Below are 20502 nucleotides of genomic sequence, written 5' to 3' on the forward strand. Positions count from 1 at the left end.
TGTGGTTGAGGGACCCCCGTGTCCCGGGCCGGCCGGTCGTTGGCGGTCCGTGGCGCGTGGGCAGGGTGAATTGTAACGCCGTCTGCGGCGATCATCCTGCGCCGCACGGCGTGATCGACGGTGGAGACCGCCGAATAGGCGCAGATGTGGACTTTGTAAGGATGATACCCACGCGCGACAGCCGGAACGTCCCAGTCGTGCGGGAAGGGGACGAACCATGCATTGTTCGACGCCCGCGCCGCAGGATCTGCTGGCCCTGGCGGTCGAGGTGGCCCGTACGGCCGCCACGACCGCGCACCGGATGCGTGCCGAGGGCGTGTCGACGGTCGCCACCAAGAGCACCGTGACCGACGTGGTCACCGCCGCCGACCGGGCGGTGGAGCGGCAGGTCGTCGAGGCGTTGCGCCGGGCGCGTCCGGCCGACGCCGTGCTCGGCGAGGAGTACGGCCAGCGGGAGAGCGGCCCGGCCGGCGCCTCCGGCGTGCGGTGGATCATCGATCCGATCGACGGCACCGTCAACTACCTGTACGGGCTGCCGTACTGCGCGGTCTCGCTGGCCGCCGAGGTCGACGGCCAGGTGGTCGCGGGTGTGGTGCGCAACGTGGTGACCGGCGAGGAGTGGACGGCCACGGCCGGCGGCGGCGCCCACCGGGCCGGGCGGCGGCTGCGCTGCTCGACCGAGACGGACCTGGGGCAGGCGCTGGTGGCCACCGGCTTCGGGTGCGACCCGGCACGGCGGTCACACCAGGCCCGGGTGGTCGCCGAGTTGATCGGGCAGGTGCGGGACATCCGCCGGATGGGGGCGGCGGCACTGGATCTGTGCCTGGTCGCCGAGGGCCGGCTGGACGCCTACTTCGAGAAGGGGCTGGCCGCCTGGGACCTGGCCGCCGGCGGGCTGGTCGCGGCCGAGGCCGGTGTGCGGGTCACCGGGCTCAACGGTGCGCCACCCGGGCCCGACCTGGTCGTCGCCGCCCCACCGGCGCTCTTCGGGGCGCTGCACGACCGCCTGGCCGAGCTGGACGCCGCGGGCGGCCCGTGACCGCCGGCCTGTCGGCGCGGGCGTGCGGGGGGCGGCCGGCCGGTCGGCTCGTGTTCCACGGCGCGCCCGAGGTCGGCTCGGGCGCGCGGGGCCGCTGGTGCCCTGGTCGACGGTGGGCAGCCGGCGCGGGCCGGGTGACCCGGCCCGCGCCGGGCCGTCACTTGTCGACGGGCATCGGGCAGGAGCCGACGGGTGCGACCGGCGAGCCCAGGTCACCGAGGGACTGGTTGACCTCGGTGGTGGTGGCCAGCTGGGCGAACCCGTTGCCGAGGACCACGTCGACGGTGTCGTCCTTGCGCTTGGGGTCGTAGGCCTGGTCCGCGTTGTTCAGGAAGTACGCCCGCAGCAGGTGGGCGGAGCCGACTCCCTTGGGGCCGAACCGCAGCACCGCGACGCCGTCGACGCCCTTCTTCTCGTCGCCGACCTTCTGGACCTGGAACTTCCGGTTGCGGAAGTCGTCGGCGGTGCTGCCGGCCTGACCGACCTCGTCGGTGGCGTTGAGCACGTTGATCTTGACGTCCTTGGGTTCACGCAGGGCCACGTCGGCCATCGGCCAACCCTCCGGGCAGCCGCCGGCGACACCGGCGTCACCCTGGCTGTCCTTGACGATGGCGGCGACCACGAAGACCAGGGCGAAGACCGCCAGCACTCCGACGACAACGAGTGCTCGCACTCGCGCAAAACTCATCTGGGAGCTCCCCGGACATGGTTGGGTGGCGGCGACCGCCGGCGTTCGGAGCGCCCGGCCGGCCGTCGAGTACGCCGCTGAGGTTAGCGGTTGTCCGACCGTCGCGTGGAAACAGCCGGACATGCCGGCGCGCCAACCGGGAACCGGGTAGTACTACCCCTATCTTCGTGTCGCCTGAGTCACATTGGGAACAACTTCGCGGGCTGGGGCGTACATCTCTGCCACGAGGGCGGTATACATGCCTCGCCCACGAGGGGGGTAAGGTACCGCGCTCGCTGGGGGAGGTTTCCCTGCCGACCTGGCCGACCATCGGTCGAGTCGGGTGACCGACACGTGACAGTGACCGGCCAGCGGGAACCGAAACAGCGTCGTCCGGCGTTACCACCGGAAGCGACAACATCGATATGGGAGAGTGAAACCGATGGCCACCGACTACGACGCCCCGCGTCGCGACGAGGTCGACCTCGGCGAGGACAGCCTGGAAGAGCTCAAGGCCCGGCGGGTCGACTCACAGTCGGGCGCCGTGGACGTCGACGAGGCCGAGGTGGCCGAGAGCTTCGAGCTGCCCGGTGCCGATCTGGCCGATGAGGAGCTCACCGTCAAGGTGCTGCCAATGCAGCAGGACGAGTTCCGCTGTGCCCGCTGCTTCCTCGTCCACCACCGCAGCCAGTTGGCGGTGGAGCGAAACGGCGAGCTGATCTGCCGCGAGTGCGTCTGACCATCCGGCGGACACGACCGTGTGCCCGCGAACCGGCGGCGGCCTCCCTGACGGGGCCGCCGCTACCGCAGCCATGCCCGCCGTGCGCCGTGCGCCGGTAGCTGCTTGACTCTGTCTGGCAGCTGCCACCGCAGGCGGATCCACTCGGGAGGTTCGGACGTGAGTGATCGAATCGGCGGTACCGAGCCGTCGCCGTCGAGCGGTGCCGAGCCGTCGAGCGGTGCGGAGCCGCCCCGTGGTGCCGAGCCGTCCCGTGCTGCCGAATCGTCGTCGACGGACGGTGCTGCTGCCGAGCCGGCCCGGCCCGGCGGTGACGCGCAGCTGAGCGTGCCGGGCGACGGCACCGGCGACGACCTGGGCGCGACCGTCGCCGCGCTGACCGCCGACGACCTGGAGCCGGCCCGCCGCCGGCAGCTGTTGGCCCGGATGGTCGGGCAGGCGCGGGCCCGGGGACTGGCCGACCTGTTCAAGCCGAAGGCCGCCCTGCGCTGGATGACCGACGCGGTGTCCGAGGTCGCCCCGCACGTGCCGATCCGTGACCTGGCCACCCTGCGTCAGCACTTCGACGGCCTCGACGGTGACCTGCTCGCCGACCGGCTGGTCCGCAACGCCTCCCGGGCCACCGCCGGCGTCGGTGCCGCCGGTGGGGGAGTCGCCGCCGTGGAGTGGGCGGTCACCCCCACGCTGCTCTCCGCGCCGGTGCTGCTGGCCGCCGAGACCGTCGCGGTGGTGGCGATCGAGCTGAAGCTGATCGGCGAGCTGCACGAGGTCTACGGCGTGCCGGTGCCGCCCGGTGGCACCCAGCGGACGGTGGCGTTGGTCCAGGCCTGGGCCAACCAGCGGGGGATCAACCCGATGTTGCCCGGGGTCGGGGTCGGCGCGGTGCTCGGCACCGCCGCCCGCAAGGAGCTGCGGGACACCCTGCTGAAGCGGTTCGGCCGGAACCTGACCACCTTGGGTCCGTTCCTGACCGGGGCGGCCGTGGCGAGCTACCTGAACCGCCGGGCCACCCGCAGCCTCGGCGACAACCTCCGCACGGATCTGCGCCGGCAGCGCCGGGAACTGCCCGCTCCACCGCCCAGCTGGACGTGAGGGCCCACCCTGCCGGGGCTACCCACCCTGCGGGGGCTACCCAGCCTGTCGGGACGGCCCGGCCCGGGGCCGCTCAGGACCGGGCGTCGCGGGCGGCCAGCAGCGCCTCGGCCAGCTCGACCGGCCGGCGGGAGCTGACCACCCAGAACGGCGTCGGGTCGGCTGGATCGTCGAGCACCACCTGGACGGCCCCGCCGACCCAGGGACGCTGCACCACGAAGGCGAGCGGGTCGCCGCCGACGCCCAGCACCTCCCGGCGGCCGGCCACGTCCAGCGGGATCGCGTCGGCGACGAACCCCACCGGCAGCCGGGCGTCATCCACCCGCAGGTGCCCGTCGCGTACCTCTATCCGGATCCGGCCGCACCACCACAGCCCGGCCGCCGTCACCGGCAGCAGCAGCACGAACGGCAGCCAGGCCCGCACCCCGGGCGCGCCCATCCAGACCTCGGCGGCGAGCAGCCCGGCGGCGGCCAGCCCGGCCAACCACAGCCACCAGGGCAGGGTGAGCCGTTCCGTGTACCCGGGGGGTGCCGTGGGGGACCGGAACTCGGACGGCGAGGATGGCGACACGCTCACACCTGCGAGGGTACGGCGAACGCCGGCCGCCGTACCGGGCAGGATGGCAGGGGAACCCGGTGAACCGGACGGAAAGGGAGAATCGTGACCGACGTCGTAGGCGTGGCGGTGCGCCAGCTCGATCCGGAGCTGCCGCTGCCGGCGTACGCCCATCCCGGTGACGCCGGGGCGGACCTGGTGGCGGCCACCGACGTGGAACTGCCCCCCGGCGGCCGGGCGTTGGTCCCGACCGGGGTGGCGATCGCGTTGCCGCCGGGGTACGTGGGCCTGGTCCATCCCCGGTCCGGTCTGGCGGCCAGGCTCGGCGTGACGGTGCTCAACGCGCCCGGTACGGTCGACGCCGGCTACCGGGGTGAGATCCTGGTGAACCTGATCAACCATGACCGGGTCACCCCGGCGAGGATCTCCCGGGGGGACCGGATCGCGCAGCTCGTGGTGCAACGGGTGGCGCGGGCCGAGTTCCGCCCGGTGGCGGAGCTGCCCGCCTCCCGGCGTGGCGTCGGTGGGCACGGATCGACCGGCGGGCACGCCGGGCTCGGCGCGTCCCCGACGGCGGGACAGCGGGCGGGCGTACGGACGGAAGAGGTGGCAGGGTGAGCGCGAACAGTGGAGGGTGGGCGCAGTGATCTTCTCCCGAAAGCGGGCCGGACGGCACTCCCGTGACGAGCGGGCCACCGAGGTCCTCGACTCCGCCGACACCGGCGAGGCGACCGCACCGGAGCTGGCCCGTGGCCCCTACGACATCGCCGAGGCCCCGGCCGGGGTGCAGCGGCTCGACCTGGGCAGCCTGCACATCCCGGCGGTGCCCGAGGTCGAGGTCCGGGTGCAGGCCGACCCGCAGGGCGTGGTCCAGCAGGTCGTGCTGGTGCACGGCGAGAACGCGTTGCAGCTGGGCGCCTTCGCCGCACCCCGCTCCGACGGCATCTGGGACGAGGTGCGTGAGGAGATCCGCCGGTCGTTGTTCAACGACGGCGCCGCCGCCGAGGAGGTCCAGGGGGAGTACGGCACCGAGCTGCACGCCCGGGTGCGTACCCAGGACGGGGTGACCGCCCTGCGGTTCGTCGGCGTCGACGGCCCGCGTTGGATGGTCCGGGGGGTCTACCAGGGCGCCGCGGCCACCGACCCGGCCGCCGCCGGCCCGCTGGCCGAGTGCCTCGACGGGCTCGTCGTCGACCGGGGCATGGAGGCCAAGCCGGTCCGGGAGCCGCTGCCGCTGCGGCTGCCCCGGGAGGTCGCCGAGCAGGCCGGGCAGGCCGACACCGACGGCGACGCCGCGTCGCCCGCCGGTGGGCGGTCCGCTCCCGAGCCCCGCTAGGCCCGGTCGCCGCCGGCCACGAGGTGGTCGGCGGGTGGGCGGTCCGGCGTACGCTGGCGGGGTCGCCCCCGGGGTTCGCCCGGGTGCGGGACCACCGGCGTGGGCCGGCCACTGGGAAGGGTGACGCGGAGGTCATGACGACCGACGACAGCCGGGTGTCGCTGCGCCGCATGCTGCGCCGGCTCACCGCGAGCGAGGCCGAGATCGAGGCGCAGGAGCTGCTCCGGGTGAGCGCCGAGTCGGGTGGGATGCCGGCCGGCCAGTGCCGGGGGGGCCAGCTCGTCTCGGTCGCCGGCCGGCTGCGTACCGTGGTCTACACGCCGCGGACCAACCTGCCCACCCTGGAGGCCGACCTCTACGACGGCAGCGACGTGGTGACCCTGGTCTGGCTGGGGCGACGCCACATCGCCGGCATCGAACCCGGACGGCACCTGACGGCCCGGGGCCGGGTGGCCCTGCGGGACGACCGCAAGGTCATCTACAACCCGTACTACGAACTGGAGCCGAGCAGGTGACAGCGGGACGCGGCGAGCTGGACGACGTACCCACGGCCGGGCCACAGCGCACGGCGCAGGGCTGGGCCGACCCGCCACCGGCGAACCGGCCGCAGGAGGCCGACGACCCGTTGGCCGACGAGCCGCTGCCCAGCCTCGCCGAGCAGATGGCCGACCAGCTGGGCGGTTGGCGCGGGCTGGCCGAGTCCAGCGTTCCGGTGGTCGTGTTCGTGCTGGCCAACATCGTCGGCGAGCTGCGTCCCGCGGTGATCGCCTCGGTGTCGGTGGCGCTGCTCATCGCCGGCCTGCGGCTGGCCCAGCGCCGGCCGGTCCGGCACGCCCTCAACGGTCTCTTCGGCATCGCGATCGGCGCGGCCATCGCCTGGCGCACCGGCGACGAGCGGGACTTCTACCTCCCGGGGATCCTCTACGGCATCGGCTACGGCATCGCCCTGCTGATCTCGGCGGCTATCCGGCAGCCGCTGGTCGGCTGGATCTGGTCGGTGCTGGTGGCCGGCGGCCGGTCGGAGTGGCGGCAGGACCCGAAGCTGGTGCGCACCTTCACCGGGCTGACCGTGCTCTGGGGGGTGGTCTGGCTGGCCAAGGTGGGGGTGCAGGCCGGCCTGTACCTCGCCCACCAGGACACCGCCCTGGGCGTGGCCCGGCTGGTGCTGGGCTACCCGCCGTACGTGCTGTTGCTGCTCTTCACGGTCTGGACGGTGCGCCGGGTGACCCAGGAGCCCGAAGCGGTGCCCAGCACCTGAGCAGCGGGGCTCACCCGCTGTTGCGGGTCCGCTCGACGCTGTCCGGTCCGAGGACCACGGCACGTACCGCGTCCTCGGTCTCGGCGGTGCAGACGAAGATCAGCTCGTCGCCGGCCTCGATCGGGTCGTCCGGGCTCGGCACCAGCACCCGCCTGCCCCGCAGGATGGCCACCAGCGCGGCGTCACGGGGCAACGGCACCGCGTGCAGCGGCTGACCCACGTACGGGGCGGTCGGTGGCAGGGTGATCTCGACCAGGTTCGCCTCGCCCTGGCGGAACGTCATCAGCCGTACCAGGTCGCCCACGGTCACCGCCTCCTCCACCAGGGCGGCCATCACCCGCGGCTTGCTCACCGCGACGTCGACACCCCACTGCTCGGTGAAGAGCCACTCGTTCTCGGCCCGGTTGACCCGGGCCACCACCCGGGGCACCGCGAACTCGGTCTTGGCCAGCAGGGACACCACCAGGTTGACCTTGTCGTCACCGGTGGCCGCGACCACCACCCCGCAGTCGGCCAGGTTGGCCTCCTCCAGGCTGGCCAGCTCGCAGGCGTCGGCGAGGACCCACTCGGCGCTGGGCACCCGGTCCGGCCGGAGCATCCGGGGCTGCCGTTCGATAAGCAGCACCTGGTGGCCGTTGTCGATCAGCTCCTGGGCGATGGACCGGCCGACGTTGCCGGCGCCGGCGATGGCGATCCGCATGACTCAGTGCCCTCCTTCGGGCGCCGCCGCCACCGCGGTGACCGTGGCGACGATGTCGTCGGTGACCAGCATGAAGGTCTGGTCGCCCTCCTGCACGACGGTGGAGGCGGTGGGCAGCATGCCGATGCCGAACCGGATCAGGTACGCCACCCGGGTCCCGCAGGCGGCCTCCAGGTCCCGGACCGGCCGGCCGATCCAGTCCCGGTGCGTCGGCACCTCCACGATCGACACCGTGCTCGTCGGGTCGCGGAAGATCTCCACGTTGCCCTCCGGAACCAGGTGCCGCAGCATCCGGTCGGCGGTCCACCGGACGGTGGCCACGGTGGGGATGCCGAGCCGTTCGAAGACCTGGGCCCGGCGCTGGTCGTAGATGCGGGCCGCCACCCGGGACACGCCGAACGTCTCGCGGGCCAGCCGGGCCGAGATGATGTTGGAGTTGTCCCCGCTGGAGACGGCGGCGAAGGCGTCCGCCCGCTCGATGCCGGCCTGGCGCAGCACGTCACCGTCGAAACCGACGCCGGTGACGGTGATCCCGGCGAACTCCGGGCCGAGCCGGCGGAACGCGTTGGCGTCGTGGTCGATGACGGCCACCGAGTGCCCCCGGGACTCCAGGTTGTCGGCGAGGATCGAGCCGACCCGACCGCAACCCATGATCACGACATGCACGCTGGTCCTCCACAGGGCACCACCCGACAGGGCTGTCGTCTGCGAGCCTGCCACGTCCTGCCCGCCGGCGCGGACCCGACGGTACTCCCCGTTGTGATGGGGATCGACCACCCCCCGTCGCCGCCGAATCGGCCGTCGTACGCTGTGCCCTTGTGGCCCGTTCCACCTCGCTGCTGAAGCGGCTCCTGCTCGGTCGGCCGTTCCGGTCCGACCGCCTCCAACACACCCTGCTACCCAAGCGGGTCGCGCTGCCGGTGTTCGCCTCCGACGCGCTCTCCAGCGTCGCGTACGCACCGGACGAGATCCTGCTGACGCTCTCCATCGCCGGCGCCTCGGCGTACCTGTTCTCGCCGTGGGTGGCCCTGGCCGTCGTCGTGGTGATGCTGACCGTGGTGGCCAGCTACCGGCAGAACGTGCACGCCTATCCGTCCGGCGGTGGCGACTACGAGGTGGCCACGGTCAACCTCGGCCCCCGGTTCGGCATCGGGGTGGCCAGCGCGCTGCTTGTCGACTACGTGCTCACCGTCGCGGTGTCGGTCTCCTCCGGGGTGGCCAACCTCGGCTCGGTGGTCCCGTTCGTGGCCGAGCACAAGGTGCTCATCGCGGTCTCCGCCGTGGTCCTGCTCACCGCGCTGAACCTGCGCGGGCTGCGGGAGTCGGGCAACCTCTTCGCGATCCCCACCTACGGCTTCATGATCGTGATCGTCGGGATGATCGTCACCGGCCTGGTCCGGGTCTTCGTCCTCGGTCACGACCTGCGGGCGCCCAGCGCCGACCTGGTGATCCAGGCCGAGCACAGCGTCACCGGGTTCGCCCTGGTCTTCCTGCTGCTGCGGACTTTCTCCTCGGGCTGCGCCGCACTGACCGGGGTGGAGGCGATCTCCAACGGCGTACCGGCGTTCAAGGCACCGAAGAGCCGCAACGCCGCGACCACCCTGCTGCTGCTCGGCACGGTGGCGGTGACCATGCTGGTCGGCATCATCTGGCTGGCCCGGCTGACCGGCCTGCAGTTCGTCGAGGACCCGGCGTTGCAGATCGTCAGCGGCCCCGACGGGTACGTGCAGAAGACCGTCACCACCCAGCTCGGTGAGACCGTCTTCGGCTCCGGTTCGGTGCTGCTGTACGTGGTGGCCGGGGTTACCGCGCTGATCCTCTTCCTGGCCGCCAACACGGCGTTCAACGGCTTCCCGGTGCTCGGCTCGATCCTGGCCCAGGACCGCTACCTGCCCCGACAGCTGCACACCCGGGGCGACCGGCTGGCCTTCTCCAACGGCATCGTCTTCCTGGCCGTCGCCGCGATCGTGCTGATCGTCGGTTTCCAGGCCGAGGTGACCAAGCTCATCCAGCTCTACATCGTCGGGGTGTTCGTCTCGTTCACGCTCTCCCAGGCCGGCATGATCCGGCACTGGAACCGGCACCTGCGCACCGAGCGGGACCCGGTGGCCCGCCGCCGGATGGTCCGCTCCCGGGCGATCAACGGCTTCGGCATGGGCATGACCGGCGCGGTGCTGGTCATCGTGCTGATCACCAAGTTCCTGCTCGGGGCCTGGATCGCGATCGTGGCGATGGGCCTGATGTACGGGTTGATGGTGGCCATCCGGCGGCACTACGACCGGGTGGCGGTGGAGCTGACCCCGGACGACGGGCGCCCGGTGCTGCCCGCCCGCAACCACGCCATCGTGCTGGTCAGCAAGCTGCACCAGCCGACCATGCGGGCCATCGCGTACGCCCGGGCCACCCGTCCCGACACGCTGACCGCGGTCACCGTGAACGTGGACGAGGCCGACACCCGCGAGCTGCAGCAGGAGTGGGAGCGGCGGGAGCTGCCGGTACCGTTGACCGTGGTCGACTCGCCGTACCGGGAGATCACCCGCCCGATCCTGAACTTCGTGGCCAGCACCCGCCGCCAGTCACCGCGCGACGTGGTCACCGTCTTCATCCCCGAGTACGTCGTCGGCCACTGGTGGGAGAACCTGTTGCACAACCAGAGCGCGCTACGGCTCAAGGGGCGGCTGCTCTTCGAGCCCGGGGTGATGGTCACCAGCGTGCCCTGGCAGCTGGCGTCCACCGCGAACAAGAACCTGGACCGGCTGGACAAGGCGCTCAGCCAGGGGCCTCCGCGTGGACCCCGGGCGGTGCCCCGCAGCACCCTGCCGCCGACGGTCGCCCCGATCGGCTCCGACCAGCCCGGCGAGAGCTCCGGAGGTGACCGTGACTGAGACCGCGACACCACGGGTCGGGCTGACCGAGGGCGAACGGGTCGAGGTGACCATCGACACGGTCGCCCCCGGCGGGCACTGCGTGGCCCGCTCCGACGGCCAGGTGGTCTTCGTCCGGCACGCGTTGCCCGGCGAGCGGGTCGAGGTCGAGGTCACCGAGGTGCACCGGGGCTTCGTCCGGGCCGACGCGGTACGGGTGCTGGCCGCCTCGCCGGACCGGGTCGAACCGCCCTGCCGGTACGCGAAGCCGGGCGGCTGCGGTGGCTGTGACCTGCAACATGTCTCCCCGGCCGGGCAACTGGCCTGGAAGAGTGCGGTGGTCCGGGAACAGCTCGCCCGGTTGGGTGGCCTGACCGGGGCCGAGATCGACCTGCTCGACGTCCGGGTCGCGGCGTTGCCCGGCGGGACCCTGGGCTGGCGCTCCCGGGTCCGGTACACCGTCGACGCCGGCGACCGGGCCGGGCTGCGCCGGCACCGCTCGCACGAGGTGGTGCCGATCGACCGCTGCCTGATCGCCCACCCGGCGATCCAGGAGCTGCCGGTGCTCGGCGCGGCCCGCTGGCCGACGGCGGAGGCGGTGGAGACGGTGGCCAGCACCGGTGGGCAGGTGAGCGTGACCAGCGTCACCGGGGACGAGGCGACGCCGGTGAGCGGCCCGCTGACCGTCCACGAGCTGGCCGCCGGCCGCGAGTGGGCGCTGCCGGTCGCCGCCTTCTGGCAGGTCCACCCGGCAGCGGCGGACACCCTCGTCGGAGCCGTGCTGGAGCTGCTGGACCCCCGGCCGGGGGAGTCGGCCTGGGACCTCTACGGCGGGGCGGGGCTCTTCGCCGCCGCGCTCGCCGGCCGGGTCGGCCCGGACACCCGGGTCACCCTGGTCGAGTCCGGCCCGCCGGCCGTCGCGGCGGCCCGGGAGAACCTGCGCGACCTGCCCGGGGTGGAGGTGGTCGCGGCCCGGGTGGAGACCGCGCTGGCCCGGCGGCGGATCACCGGCCCGGTCGACCTGGTCGTCCTCGATCCGCCCCGCAGCGGTGCCGGTGCCGCGGTGGTCCGGGCGGTGGCCGCGGCCGGCCCGCGGGCGGTGGCGTACGTGGCCTGCGACCCGGCCGCCTTCGCCCGCGACGTACGGACCTTCGCCGAGGCGGGGTGGCGGCTGACCGCGCTGCGTGGCTTCGACCTCTTCCCGATGACCCAGCACGTCGAGTGCGTGGGTCTGCTGCACAAAGTATGATTCAATCTACGTAAGTTTGGGTCTACGTAAGATTGAATCTACCTTTGTTCGGGCGAGGTGAGTGGTGATCTTTCAGGGGCGAACCCGAGATCTCGACCTGCTCTCCGGGCAGTACCGTGCCGTGGTCGAGGGCTCGGGCGCCACCCGGGGCCGCGCAGTGATCATGACCGGTCGTCGACGGGTGGGTAAGTCTCGGCTGGCCCAGGAGTTCTGCGAACGCTCGAACTCGCCCTACCTTGTCTTCCAGGCGACCAGAGGTCGAAATCCCCAAGCGGAACGGGCCGACTTCGTCACGACCCTGGCGGAGTCGCCACTGCCCGGCGCCGAGTTGGTGGCCGGGCTGCAGGTGCAGGACTGGAACCAGGCCCTGCGTTCCCTCGCGCTCGCGGTTCCGCAGGACCGACCCAGTGTCGTGGTCATCGATGAGGTCCCCTGGTTGGTCGAGCAGGACACGGAGTTCGAGGGGGCACTCCAGACGGTCTGGGACCGTCAGCTGTCCGCCAAGCCGGTCCTGCTGCTACTGGTGGGGAGCGACCTGTCGGTGATGCAGGCCCTGCAGTCGTACGGTCGGCCCTTCTTCGGCCGGGCAGCGAAGATGGTCGTCGATCCGCTCAATCTGGCCGACGTCCGCACCGTGACCTCGCTGGACGCCGCGACGGCCGTGGACGCCTACCTGATCACCGGTGGTTTTCCGGAGATCGTGCAGTCCTGGCGGCCCGGTACGAGCCGGACCGAATTCCTCCAGGCGTCGCTGGCGAATCCGCTGTCCCCCCTGCTGGTCGCCGGGGAGCTTGTCCTGTCGGGTGAGTTTCCGGCAGCCGGTCATTCGCGGGCGGTGCTGGAATCGATCGGTAGTGGCGAGCGGACATTCAGCGCCATCGCCGCCCAGGCCGGCGGTGCCAACGCACTACCGTCCGGGACGCTCTCCCCACTGCTCACCACCCTGCAGGAGAAACGCATTCTGGCGGTGGACGTGCCGCTGTCCACCAAGCCGGACAGCAAGAACAAGCGGTACCGGATCACCGATCCGTACCTGCGGTTCTGGCTGGCGTTCCTGCGCCGTGGCGTTCCCTTCGCGGAGCGGGGGCGGGCGGATCTGGCGCTGCAGCTGATCGAGCGTTCCTGGACGGCCTGGCGTGGCCGGGCGGTCGAGCCGTTGGTGCGCGAATCCCTGTTGCGGCTCCTGCCTGATTCCGGGTGGTCGGAGGCCGAGGTGGTGGGTGGGTGGTGGAACCGACAGAACAATCCGGAGATCGACCTGGTCGGCGCGGACCGTGCCCCGGTGGCCGCGAAGGTGCACTTCGTGGGCTCGGTCAAGTGGTTGGCGAACCGGCCCTTCGACCGCCACGACTACGACGCCCTGGTCCGCGATGTGCTCGCCGTCACGGGGGCGACGCCGGACACACCGCTGGTGGCGGTGTCCCGAGCGGGAGTGACCCCGGGGCTGCCGCTGGCCGCCCACTGGGGCCCGGACGACCTGGTGGATGCCTGGCAGCGCCGGTAGCGGGTGAATGAGGTGGTGACCGGGGTGCCCCGCTCTACCGGAGACGTTAGGAAGGGGCCCTTCCTTACCGGTGGGGAAATGTGCCGGGCTGCGCGGTGTCGGACGGCCGATAGACTCTGCGGTCATGAGCGTTGATGAGGACACGGCCAACCACGGCCGGCTGCTGGCCACGGTGCGCGGTCCGCAGGACGTCAAGCGGATGTCCACCGAGCAACTGGCCCTGCTCGGCGCGGAGATCCGGGACTTCCTGATCGCCAAGGTCTCCCGGACCGGCGGGCACGTCGGCCCCAACCTGGGCGTGGTGGAGCTGACCATCGCCATGCACCGGGTCTTCGACTCGCCCCGGGACCGGCTGCTGTTCGACACCGGCCACCAGGCGTACGTCCACAAGATCATCACTGGCCGGCAGGCCGGCTTCGACCAGCTGCGCCAGCGCGGCGGCCTCTCCGGGTATCCGAGCCAGGCCGAGAGCGAGCACGACCTGATCGAGAACTCGCACGCCTCCACCGCGCTGTCCTACGCCGACGGCCTGGCCAAGGCGTACGCGCTGCGGGGCGAGCAGCGCAGCGTGGTCGCGGTCGTCGGCGACGGCGCGCTGACCGGCGGGATGTGCTGGGAGGCGCTGAACAACATCGCCACCGCCGGCAACCCCCTGGTGATCGTGGTCAACGACAACGGCCGGTCGTACGCGCCGACCATCGGTGGCCTCGCCGACCACCTCTCCTCGCTGCGGCTCAACCCCGGCTACGAGAAGGTGCTGGACACCGTCAAGGACGCCCTCGGCTCCACCCCGCTGGTCGGCAAGCCGATGTACGAGGTGCTGCACGCGGTCAAGAAGGGCATCAAGGACGCGGTCGCCCCGCAGGCCATGTTCGAGGACCTGGGCATCAAGTACGTCGGCCCGGTCGACGGGCACGACCTGGAGGCCGTCGAGTCCGCCCTGCGGTCGGCCAAGAGTTTCGGCGGCCCGGTGATCGTGCACGCGGTGACCCGCAAGGGCTACGGCTACCGCCCCGCCGAGGAGGACGAGGCGGACTGCCTGCACGGCCCCGGCGGCGCGTTCGACGTGGAGACCGGCCAGCTGCTCGCCGCCTCGGCGGTCAAGTGGACCCACGTCTTCGCCGACGAGCTGGTAGCGATCGCCGACACCCGGCCCGACGTGGTGGGGATCACCGCCGCGATGGCCGAGCCGACCGGCATCGCCAAGCTGGCCCGCAAGCACCCCGACCGGGTGTACGACGTCGGCATCGCCGAGCAGCACGCGGCCACCTCGGCCGCCGGGCTGGCGCTCGGTGGGATGCACCCGGTGGTGGCGGTCTACGCGACCTTCCTCAACCGGGCCTTCGACCAGGTCCTGCTGGACGTGGCGATGCACAAGCTGCCGGTGACCTTCGTGCTGGACCGGGCCGGGATCACCGGCCCCGACGGCCCCAGCCACTACGGCATCTGGGACATGTCGGTCTTCGGGGCGGTGCCGGGTCTGCGGATCGCCGCCCCCCGCGACGCCGCCACGCTCCGTGAGGAGCTGCGCGAGGCGGTCGCCGTCGACGACGGCCCGACCATCGTGCGTTTCCCGACCGGGGCGGTCGCCGCCGACCTGCCGGCCGTGCGTCGGGTCGGTCCGGTGGACGTGCTGGCCGAGTCGGCCCGTACCGACGTGTTGCTGGTGGCGGTCGGTGCCTTCGGCCAGTTGGGCATGGAGGTGGCCGGCCGGGTCGCCGAGCAGGGCTACGGGGTCACCGTGGTCGACCCGCGCTGGGTCCGTCCCGTCCCGGCCGAGCTGGTCGAGCTGGCCGCCGGCCACCGGCTGGTGGTGACCGTCGAGGACGGTGTACGCGTCAACGGGGTCGGCAGCGCCCTGGCCCAGGCGATGCGCGACGCCGACGTCCGGGTGCCGCTGCGGGACCTGGGCGTGCCGGCCGACTGGCATCCGCACGGCACCCGGGCGCAGATCCTGGCCGACCTCGGGCTGACCGCCCAGGACGTGGCCCGGGACGTCACCGGCTGGATCTCCGGCCTGGACTCCCGGCCGGTCGACCCGGTGCGGCTCTCCGCCCCCGACGCCGGGGCGCAGACCTGACCTGACCTCGCGGAGTCGGGCCGGCCGTGCTGCGGCCGGCCCGATCTCTGTCGGGGAGCTACCGGCCGCCGGCCCGACTCCTCGTCGCCAGCTACCGGCCGCCTACCGAGCGGTAGTAGGTCTTCTCCGGCTCGGCCAGGCTGAAGGTCTCCTTGCCCTCGGGCTCGGGCACCACCACCAGTCCGGACCGGTCCACCAGCCGGGGGGTGCCCGGCGGCACCGACAGGGTGCTGTTGCGGTCGGCCTGCCAGCTCAGCACCACCAGCGGTTGGCCCGGCACCGGCAGCACGTACGTCTGCAGGGGGTTGGCGCGGTCGGCGCGGGAGAAGACCACCGGGCCGTTCCCGGCCGGCCGGTAGATGACCGCGGTCATCGCGCCGGCGTCGGTCTCCCAGCTCAGCTTCTCCAGCTTGCCCCGGTCACCGCCGCCGAGGGCGACCTCGCCCAGGGCCGAGGTGGACACCTTCTCCATCGGCCAGGACAGCGGCACCGCACGCGGTGCGTCCCGGTCGCCGATCCGGCGCGGGATGCTGCCGAACGGGCCCTCCCGCTCGGCGAGCAGGCAGGTGTCCAGCCCCTGCAGGGCCTTCCGGCCGGCCCCGCCCTCGTCGCGGACCAGCGGGTACCGCGGATCGGTGGTGGCCGTGCCGAGGTCGAGCAGCCGGTCGGCGGCCCGACCCCGGGGCAGCGACTCGGTGGCCCGCAGCGTGACAGTAAGCGGGGTGGCGGCACAGGCCGGCACGTCGGCCGGGTCGGTGAGGCCGTCGTTCTTCGCCAGCGCCTTGCCCTTCGGCCCCAGCAGCCGTTCCACCCGCCCGGAGGTGAGGTACCGGCGTCCGTCCGCGGTGTGCACCGGCAGCACGTCGGCGTAGACCAGGTAGCCGGGGTCGGTGTAGTCGGTGGCCCGGTCGACGACGTACCGGTCCCCCTGGGCGCTCAGCTGCAGCAGCCAGGACGCGCTCTCGCCGGGCACGTCGGCGGCGACCAGGGCCAGCCGGGTCCCGTCGACCTCACCGGAGTAGAGGATGCCGGAGGTGGGCAGGTGGGCCCGGTCGTCGATCGGGGAGCGCCAGGCCCGGACCGCCTCGGTGACCGCGCCGGTCGCCGCCGCGTCACCGGCCAGCGAACCCCGGGGCGGCCAGACCGCCAGGTCGCCGTCCATGCTGTCGTAGCCCACCCGCAGGTCCGCCCGGTGACGCTGGGTGTCGGGACCGCACGCCGTGGTGGCCAGCAGCAGGGTCAACAGCGCGGTGGCCATCGTGCCGGAACGGCCAACTGCAGCCACCTGGTACGCCCCCGATCGTCTCGCCGGTCGTTCGCGGAATGCCACATGGTACGAGACGTCGCGGCGACGCCCTCGGCCGGTCTCACGAACCAGCACAATGGACGAACCCGGGGCAATCGGGCCGTTCGCCTGCTCGGGTAGACTCCGCCGACTGTGACGCCTGCCGAGACCCGTGGTGCAGCCTCGCTGGACTCCGACACCCTGACCGTCGTGAAACCCGTGACCAGCCGTGACTCGGCGGTCTCCGATGGTGAGGTCGAGTCGACGGCGGTCCCGGAATCCCCGGCCGAGGAGGTGCCCGCGACCAAGGCCGCGTCCCCGGCCGGGGAGGTGCCCGGGTCCGATGCCGCGTCCCCGGCCGGGGAGGTGCCCGGGTCCGATGCCGCGCCGACCCGGGCCGGTCGCCGGCCCTGGTGGTTCAGCCGCCGTCGCCGTGACCTCGCCGCGTACGCGCTGTTCCTGGTGGCCGCGCTCTGGGTGACCAGTCAGATCTGGCTGGACCCGGCCGGCCGGGTGGCGTCGCTGTACGTCAGCGACCCCGCCCAGGTGCAGTACTTCCTGGCCCACTCGGTCCGGGTGGTGCTGCACGGGGACTTCCCGTTCTACACCGACCAGCTCAACTACCCCGACGGGGTCAACCTGATGGCCAACACGGCCATCCTGGCGCTCGGCATCCCGATGGTGCCGGTCACCCTGATCTTCGGGCCGGCCGTCTCCTTCGTGGTGCTGATCACCCTCGCCCTCTCCGGCACCGCCTTCGCCTGGTACCACGTGCTCTCCCGGCACGTGGTGCGCAGCCCGCTGGCGGCGGCCGTCGGCGGCTGGTTCTGCGGCTTCTCCCCGGCGATGCTGTCGCACGCCAGCTGGCACCCGAACATCATCAGCCAGTGGCTGCTGCCGTTCATCGTCTGGCGGGTCATGGTGATCACCCGGTCGACCCGGCCGTGGCGGGACGGGGCGATCCTCGGCCTGCTGGTGGTCTGGCAGGCGTTCATCAACGAGGAGATCCTGCTCTTCACCGCGATGGCCTGCGGCATCTTCCTGATCGCCGTGGTGGCGCAGCAGCCGGCGCGGTGGCGCGCGGCGTGGCGGCCCCTGGGCAAGGCGGTGCTGACCTGCACCGTGGTGGCCGGGTCGCTGCTGGCGTACCCGCTCTACATCCAGTTCGCCGGGCCGATGGCCTACCACGGCCTCAGCGCCGCGGTGCAGGACTACGGCAACGACATCGCCGCCCTCTTCGCGCAGGGCTCGCCCACCCTCGGCGGCGACCGGCGGGCCAACGTGAACCTGGCCCCGAACTACTCCGAGGAGAACGCCTTCTTCGGCTGGAGCCTGGCGCTGATCACCATCGGGATTGCCATCTGGCTGCGCCGCGAGCTGATCGTCCGGGCGCTCGCCGCGACCGGGTTCTTCTTCGTCGTGCTCTCCCTCGGCGAGCGGATCACCTGGTGGGACCGGGAGCTGTTCCCCGGCCCCTGGGAGCTGCTGGTGCACCTGCCGCTGCTCGACGCGGTGGTGCCCACCCGGTTCGGCATGATCACCACGGTGGTGATCGGCATCCTGCTGGCCATCGCCGCCGACCGGTTCCGGGCGCTGCGGGTGGCCGACGCGAAGACCCGCCGCACCCTCGCGGTCGCCGCCGCCGTCCTGGCGCTGCTGCCGGTCGCGCCGATGCCGCTGAAGATGACCTCGCGTCCGCCGGTGCCGGAGTTCATCACCGCCGACCGCTGGCGGGAGTACGTCGGGCCGGAGCAGACCCTGGTCCCGATCCCGGTGCCGAGCATGGGCAACACCCACGGGATGCGCTGGGCCGCCGCCACCAACAACGACTTCCGGATCCCGGGCGGGTACTTCCTCGCCCCGCGCAACGCCAACACCGGCGACCCGGGGCGCTTCGGTGGCCGCCCCAACGGCATGGGCAGCCTGCTGGAGGAGGTCTCCAGCACCGGCCGTACCACCAAACTCGACGACCGGCAGCGCCGGCGTTCCCTCGACGAGCTGCGGTACTGGCGGGCGGCGGTGCTGGTGCTGCCGGTGGGCCAGCACAACGCCGAGCCGCTGCGGCAGACCGTCGAGCAGGTGGTCGGTCCGGCCCGGCGGGAGCTGGACGTCTGGGTGTGGGACGTCCGCCCGCTCACCGAAGCGAAGGACTGATCCGGTAGCTGCCGGGCCGGCCGCGGGCCGCCGCGATGCGCGGCGGCCCGCGGCGGGTCAGTCCCGTACCTCCCAGAGCCAGACGTCGTCGACCCGCTGCGCCGGGGTCTCCAGCAGGCCGGTGATCAGGTCCCGCAGCACGGCCTGGCGGGGATGGTCACCGAGCACCACCACCGAGGCCTTCCAGTGGCGCAGGTCCGCCGCGGCCTGTTGCCGGTTCTCCTCGGTCAGCTCCGGCACCTCGCCACTGTCGATCGTGGAGTAGATCAGGGTGCTGGTCGGGCGGTTCGGCGTGCCGAACATGCCCTCGCCGGCCGGACCCGGGCCGATGAAGTAACCGGCGGGAATCGGGAACCCGTGCTGGGTAAGTGCGCTCCAGCGCAGCGTGGACAGGCCGTGCACGTTGCTCGGAATCGGTACCGGCACCAGGGTGCGGCCGTCGGGGACGTACTCCTGCCAGGCACCGGACATGATGAACCGGGGCGGCAGGTCGACGTGCTCGGCCGGCAGCGGGCGGGGGAACAGCGGCAGCACGGCGAGGGCGACGGCCGCGTACCCGACGGGTCGCCACCACCGTGGACGCGTGCGGTCGGCGCGCGAGACCGCCTCCCAGGCCAGCGCGAGCAGCACCCCGAGCGCACCGGTGACCACCAGGCTGAGCCGGGTGGGCATCATCATCTCGACAAGCGGCAGATCCTCCGGGATGAAGTGCCACGGGCCGGGGGTCTCGGTCTCGGTGCCGCCCAGCCGGATCCGTGGGCCCAGCGAGGCCACCGTGAAGAGCACGATCAGCACGCCGAGGATCCGGGCGACCAGTGACCGACGCCAGAGCAGCACCAGGGCGACCACCGCGAGCAGCACCACCGGCCAGCCGAACCAGCTGTTCTGCTCGGTCATGCCGATGGTCTGCTCCACGGCCGGGTCACCGGCGATGGTGTCCCGGGGGAAGGTCACGAAGGCGGCCAGGTCCTCGCCCCAACTGTGGAACACCCCGCCCTGCAGGCCGCGGTAGGACTGCGGGCCGTTGAACTGGAACCAGATCGGGTACGCCGTCAGCAGCAGCGCCAGCGCGCCACCGGTGCCGAGCCCGGCCAGGAAGGTGCCGGCGCGGGCCCGGGTGTCGGCCGGCCGCTGCACCGCGTACGCCACCACGATGACCAGACAGGCCAGCGCGGTGAGCAGGAGCATCTCCTCGTTGATGAAGATCTGGTACGCGACCAGCAGCCCGAGCGCCAGACCGTTGCGCTTCCACCGCCCCGGCTCGGCGAGCCGGAACACCCGTACCACGATCAGCGGCAGCAGGAAGTTGGAGACGAAGTTCGGCTGCCCGTTGGCGTGGTGCACGATGCCGGGGGCGAAACCCAGGAACGCGCCACCGACGAACGCGGCGGTCCGCGACCGCACCAGGTGACGGGAGAGCATCCAGTACGAGGTGGCGGCGGTCGCCGCCAACGCCCCACCCAGGTACAGCGCGTAGGTCACCTGCGGGCCGAACAGCCAGGTGACCGGGGCCAGCGGCAGGGTCACCCCGAGCAGCGAGGTGTTCGCCATCATGTTCACCCCGTCCGGGGCGTTCTGCCGGACGCTGAACAGCGGGTTCTCCAGGTGCCACACGGAGTACGCGCCGTGCGAGAAGAGCCACTCGAACCAGCTGTGGTCACTGGGCAGGTGGGAGGAGACCCGCTGGTCGACGTCCACCCAGTAGTTCAGGCAGACGAAGACGCCCAACAGCACGTACGCTCCGATGGCCAGTGTGTCGGCGCGGTTGGGGCGGCGGAGGATCCGCCGGCGTCCTTCGGTGCCGCCTCCGGCGGTCGCGTCGGGTCCGCTTCCGGCGGTCTTGTCGGATCCGCCTTCGGCATCGGTTGTCTTCGATCCGCCTTCGGCGGGTCTGGTCGGAGAGTTCGTCGAGGGGTCTACCACCGGCACAGCCACGACGGGCCATCGTACAGGCGGACCCGTCCGGAACCGGTCGGGCC

The 20502-nt window shown here is 72.5% G+C and carries 18 protein-coding genes; 12 read left to right on the forward strand and 6 right to left on the reverse strand.

Annotated features, from left to right (window positions below; all coding sequences use genetic code 11):
- Positions 1–217 precede the first annotated feature (217 nt).
- Positions 218–1039: an inositol monophosphatase family protein gene (locus GA0070617_RS09670; RefSeq protein WP_091435652.1), complete on the forward strand. Its 822-nt coding sequence runs from the start codon at positions 218–220 to the stop codon at positions 1037–1039.
- Between the two features lie 157 nt (positions 1040–1196).
- Here the strand turns inward: GA0070617_RS09670 and GA0070617_RS09675 are convergent, their stop codons facing one another.
- Complete coding sequence (locus tag GA0070617_RS09675; RefSeq protein ID WP_175440755.1) at positions 1197–1712, reverse strand: LytR C-terminal domain-containing protein; 516 nt, start codon at positions 1710–1712, stop codon at positions 1197–1199.
- 436 nt (positions 1713–2148) lie between these two features.
- On the opposite strand from GA0070617_RS09675, the gene GA0070617_RS09680 reads away from it, so the two are divergent.
- Together GA0070617_RS09680 and GA0070617_RS09685 are read left to right on the forward strand one after the other, a co-directional pair.
- A complete protein-coding gene (locus tag GA0070617_RS09680) occupies positions 2149–2445 on the forward strand; it encodes a DUF4193 domain-containing protein (protein WP_007075406.1) in 297 nt (98 codons plus the stop codon).
- Between the two features lie 321 nt (positions 2446–2766).
- Entirely contained in the window at positions 2767–3537 is a 771-nt protein-coding gene (locus GA0070617_RS09685; RefSeq protein WP_091446167.1) for a hypothetical protein, read from the forward strand.
- Positions 3538–3610: 73 nt separating this feature from the next.
- Here GA0070617_RS09685 and GA0070617_RS09690 read toward each other — a convergent pair whose 3' ends face one another.
- Positions 3611–4108, reverse strand: a complete 498-nt coding sequence (locus GA0070617_RS09690; protein ID WP_091435654.1) for a DUF3093 domain-containing protein — start codon at positions 4106–4108, stop codon at positions 3611–3613.
- A gap of 90 nt (positions 4109–4198) precedes the next feature.
- On the opposite strand from GA0070617_RS09690, the gene dut reads away from it, so the two are divergent.
- The 4 genes from dut (at position 4199) to GA0070617_RS09710 (ending at position 6687) form a co-directional block, all read left to right on the forward strand.
- Entirely contained in the window at positions 4199–4711 is a 513-nt protein-coding gene (gene dut, locus GA0070617_RS09695; RefSeq protein ID WP_091435655.1) for a dUTP diphosphatase, read from the forward strand.
- A 25-nt stretch (positions 4712–4736) separates the two neighbouring features.
- On the forward strand, positions 4737–5429 hold the full coding sequence (locus tag GA0070617_RS09700; protein WP_091435656.1) for a DUF3710 domain-containing protein: 693 nt from the start codon (positions 4737–4739) through the stop codon (positions 5427–5429).
- Between the two features lie 134 nt (positions 5430–5563).
- Positions 5564–5944 (forward strand): OB-fold nucleic acid binding domain-containing protein, encoded by a 381-nt coding sequence (locus GA0070617_RS09705; protein ID WP_091446169.1) that lies wholly within the window; start codon positions 5564–5566, stop codon positions 5942–5944.
- Between the two features lie 110 nt (positions 5945–6054).
- A complete protein-coding gene (locus GA0070617_RS09710; protein WP_229688623.1) occupies positions 6055–6687 on the forward strand; it encodes a DUF3159 domain-containing protein in 633 nt (210 codons plus the stop codon).
- A gap of 10 nt (positions 6688–6697) precedes the next feature.
- On the opposite strand, the gene GA0070617_RS09715 is transcribed toward GA0070617_RS09710, so the two are convergent.
- Both GA0070617_RS09715 and GA0070617_RS09720 read right to left on the reverse strand, forming a co-directional pair.
- Positions 6698–7387, reverse strand: a complete 690-nt coding sequence (locus GA0070617_RS09715) for a potassium channel family protein (protein WP_091435657.1) — start codon at positions 7385–7387, stop codon at positions 6698–6700.
- Between the two features lie 3 nt (positions 7388–7390).
- A complete protein-coding gene (locus GA0070617_RS09720; protein WP_091435658.1) occupies positions 7391–8053 on the reverse strand; it encodes a potassium channel family protein in 663 nt (220 codons plus the stop codon).
- 152 nt (positions 8054–8205) lie between these two features.
- On the opposite strand from GA0070617_RS09720, the gene GA0070617_RS09725 reads away from it, so the two are divergent.
- The 4 genes from GA0070617_RS09725 to dxs all read left to right on the forward strand — a co-directional run bounded on the left by GA0070617_RS09725 (position 8206) and on the right by dxs (position 15084).
- Positions 8206–10272, forward strand: coding sequence for an APC family permease (locus GA0070617_RS09725; RefSeq protein WP_091435659.1), 2067 nt, complete (start codon positions 8206–8208; stop codon positions 10270–10272).
- Entirely contained in the window at positions 10265–11500 is a 1236-nt protein-coding gene (locus tag GA0070617_RS09730) for a class I SAM-dependent RNA methyltransferase (RefSeq protein ID WP_091446173.1), read from the forward strand. Before GA0070617_RS09725 ends, GA0070617_RS09730 begins: the two co-directional genes overlap by 8 nt.
- A gap of 64 nt (positions 11501–11564) precedes the next feature.
- A complete protein-coding gene (locus tag GA0070617_RS09735) occupies positions 11565–13004 on the forward strand; it encodes an ATP-binding protein (RefSeq protein ID WP_091446175.1) in 1440 nt (479 codons plus the stop codon).
- Positions 13005–13128: 124 nt separating this feature from the next.
- Positions 13129–15084 (forward strand): 1-deoxy-D-xylulose-5-phosphate synthase, encoded by a 1956-nt coding sequence (gene dxs / locus GA0070617_RS09740; protein ID WP_091435660.1) that lies wholly within the window; start codon positions 13129–13131, stop codon positions 15082–15084.
- A 91-nt stretch (positions 15085–15175) separates the two neighbouring features.
- On the opposite strand, the gene GA0070617_RS09745 is transcribed toward dxs, so the two are convergent.
- The gene (locus tag GA0070617_RS09745; RefSeq protein ID WP_373868422.1) at positions 15176–16369 is read right to left on the reverse strand and encodes a hypothetical protein; all 1194 of its coding nucleotides are present in this window, start codon (positions 16367–16369) and stop codon (positions 15176–15178) included.
- Between the two features lie 294 nt (positions 16370–16663).
- Here GA0070617_RS09745 and GA0070617_RS09750 point away from each other — a divergent pair, with 294 nt between their 5' ends.
- A complete protein-coding gene (locus GA0070617_RS09750; RefSeq protein ID WP_373868427.1) occupies positions 16664–18523 on the forward strand; it encodes a DUF6311 domain-containing protein in 1860 nt (619 codons plus the stop codon).
- 57 nt (positions 18524–18580) lie between these two features.
- Here GA0070617_RS09750 and GA0070617_RS09755 read toward each other — a convergent pair whose 3' ends face one another.
- Entirely contained in the window at positions 18581–20257 is a 1677-nt protein-coding gene (locus GA0070617_RS09755) for a DUF6311 domain-containing protein (RefSeq protein WP_373868423.1), read from the reverse strand.
- Positions 20258–20502: the final 245 nt, after the last annotated feature.

It is taken from the genome of Micromonospora yangpuensis, assembly GCF_900091615.1.
In the GTDB taxonomy this organism is placed as follows: domain Bacteria; phylum Actinomycetota; class Actinomycetes; order Mycobacteriales; family Micromonosporaceae; genus Micromonospora; species Micromonospora yangpuensis.

Excerpts from the sequence above, each read along its gene's own strand:
- dxs (WP_091435660.1), top strand. The coding sequence starts at position 13,129 with ATGAGCGTTGATGAGGACACGGCCAACCACGGCCGGCTGCTGGCCACG.
- GA0070617_RS09705 (WP_091446169.1), top strand. The coding sequence starts at position 5,564 with ATGACGACCGACGACAGCCGGGTGTCGCTGCGCCGCATGCTGCGCCGG.
- GA0070617_RS09680 (WP_007075406.1), top strand. The coding sequence starts at position 2,149 with ATGGCCACCGACTACGACGCCCCGCGTCGCGACGAGGTCGACCTCGGC.
- GA0070617_RS09670 (WP_091435652.1), top strand. The coding sequence starts at position 218 with ATGCATTGTTCGACGCCCGCGCCGCAGGATCTGCTGGCCCTGGCGGTC.
- GA0070617_RS09715 (WP_091435657.1), bottom strand. The coding sequence starts at position 7,387 with ATGCGGATCGCCATCGCCGGCGCCGGCAACGTCGGCCGGTCCATCGCC.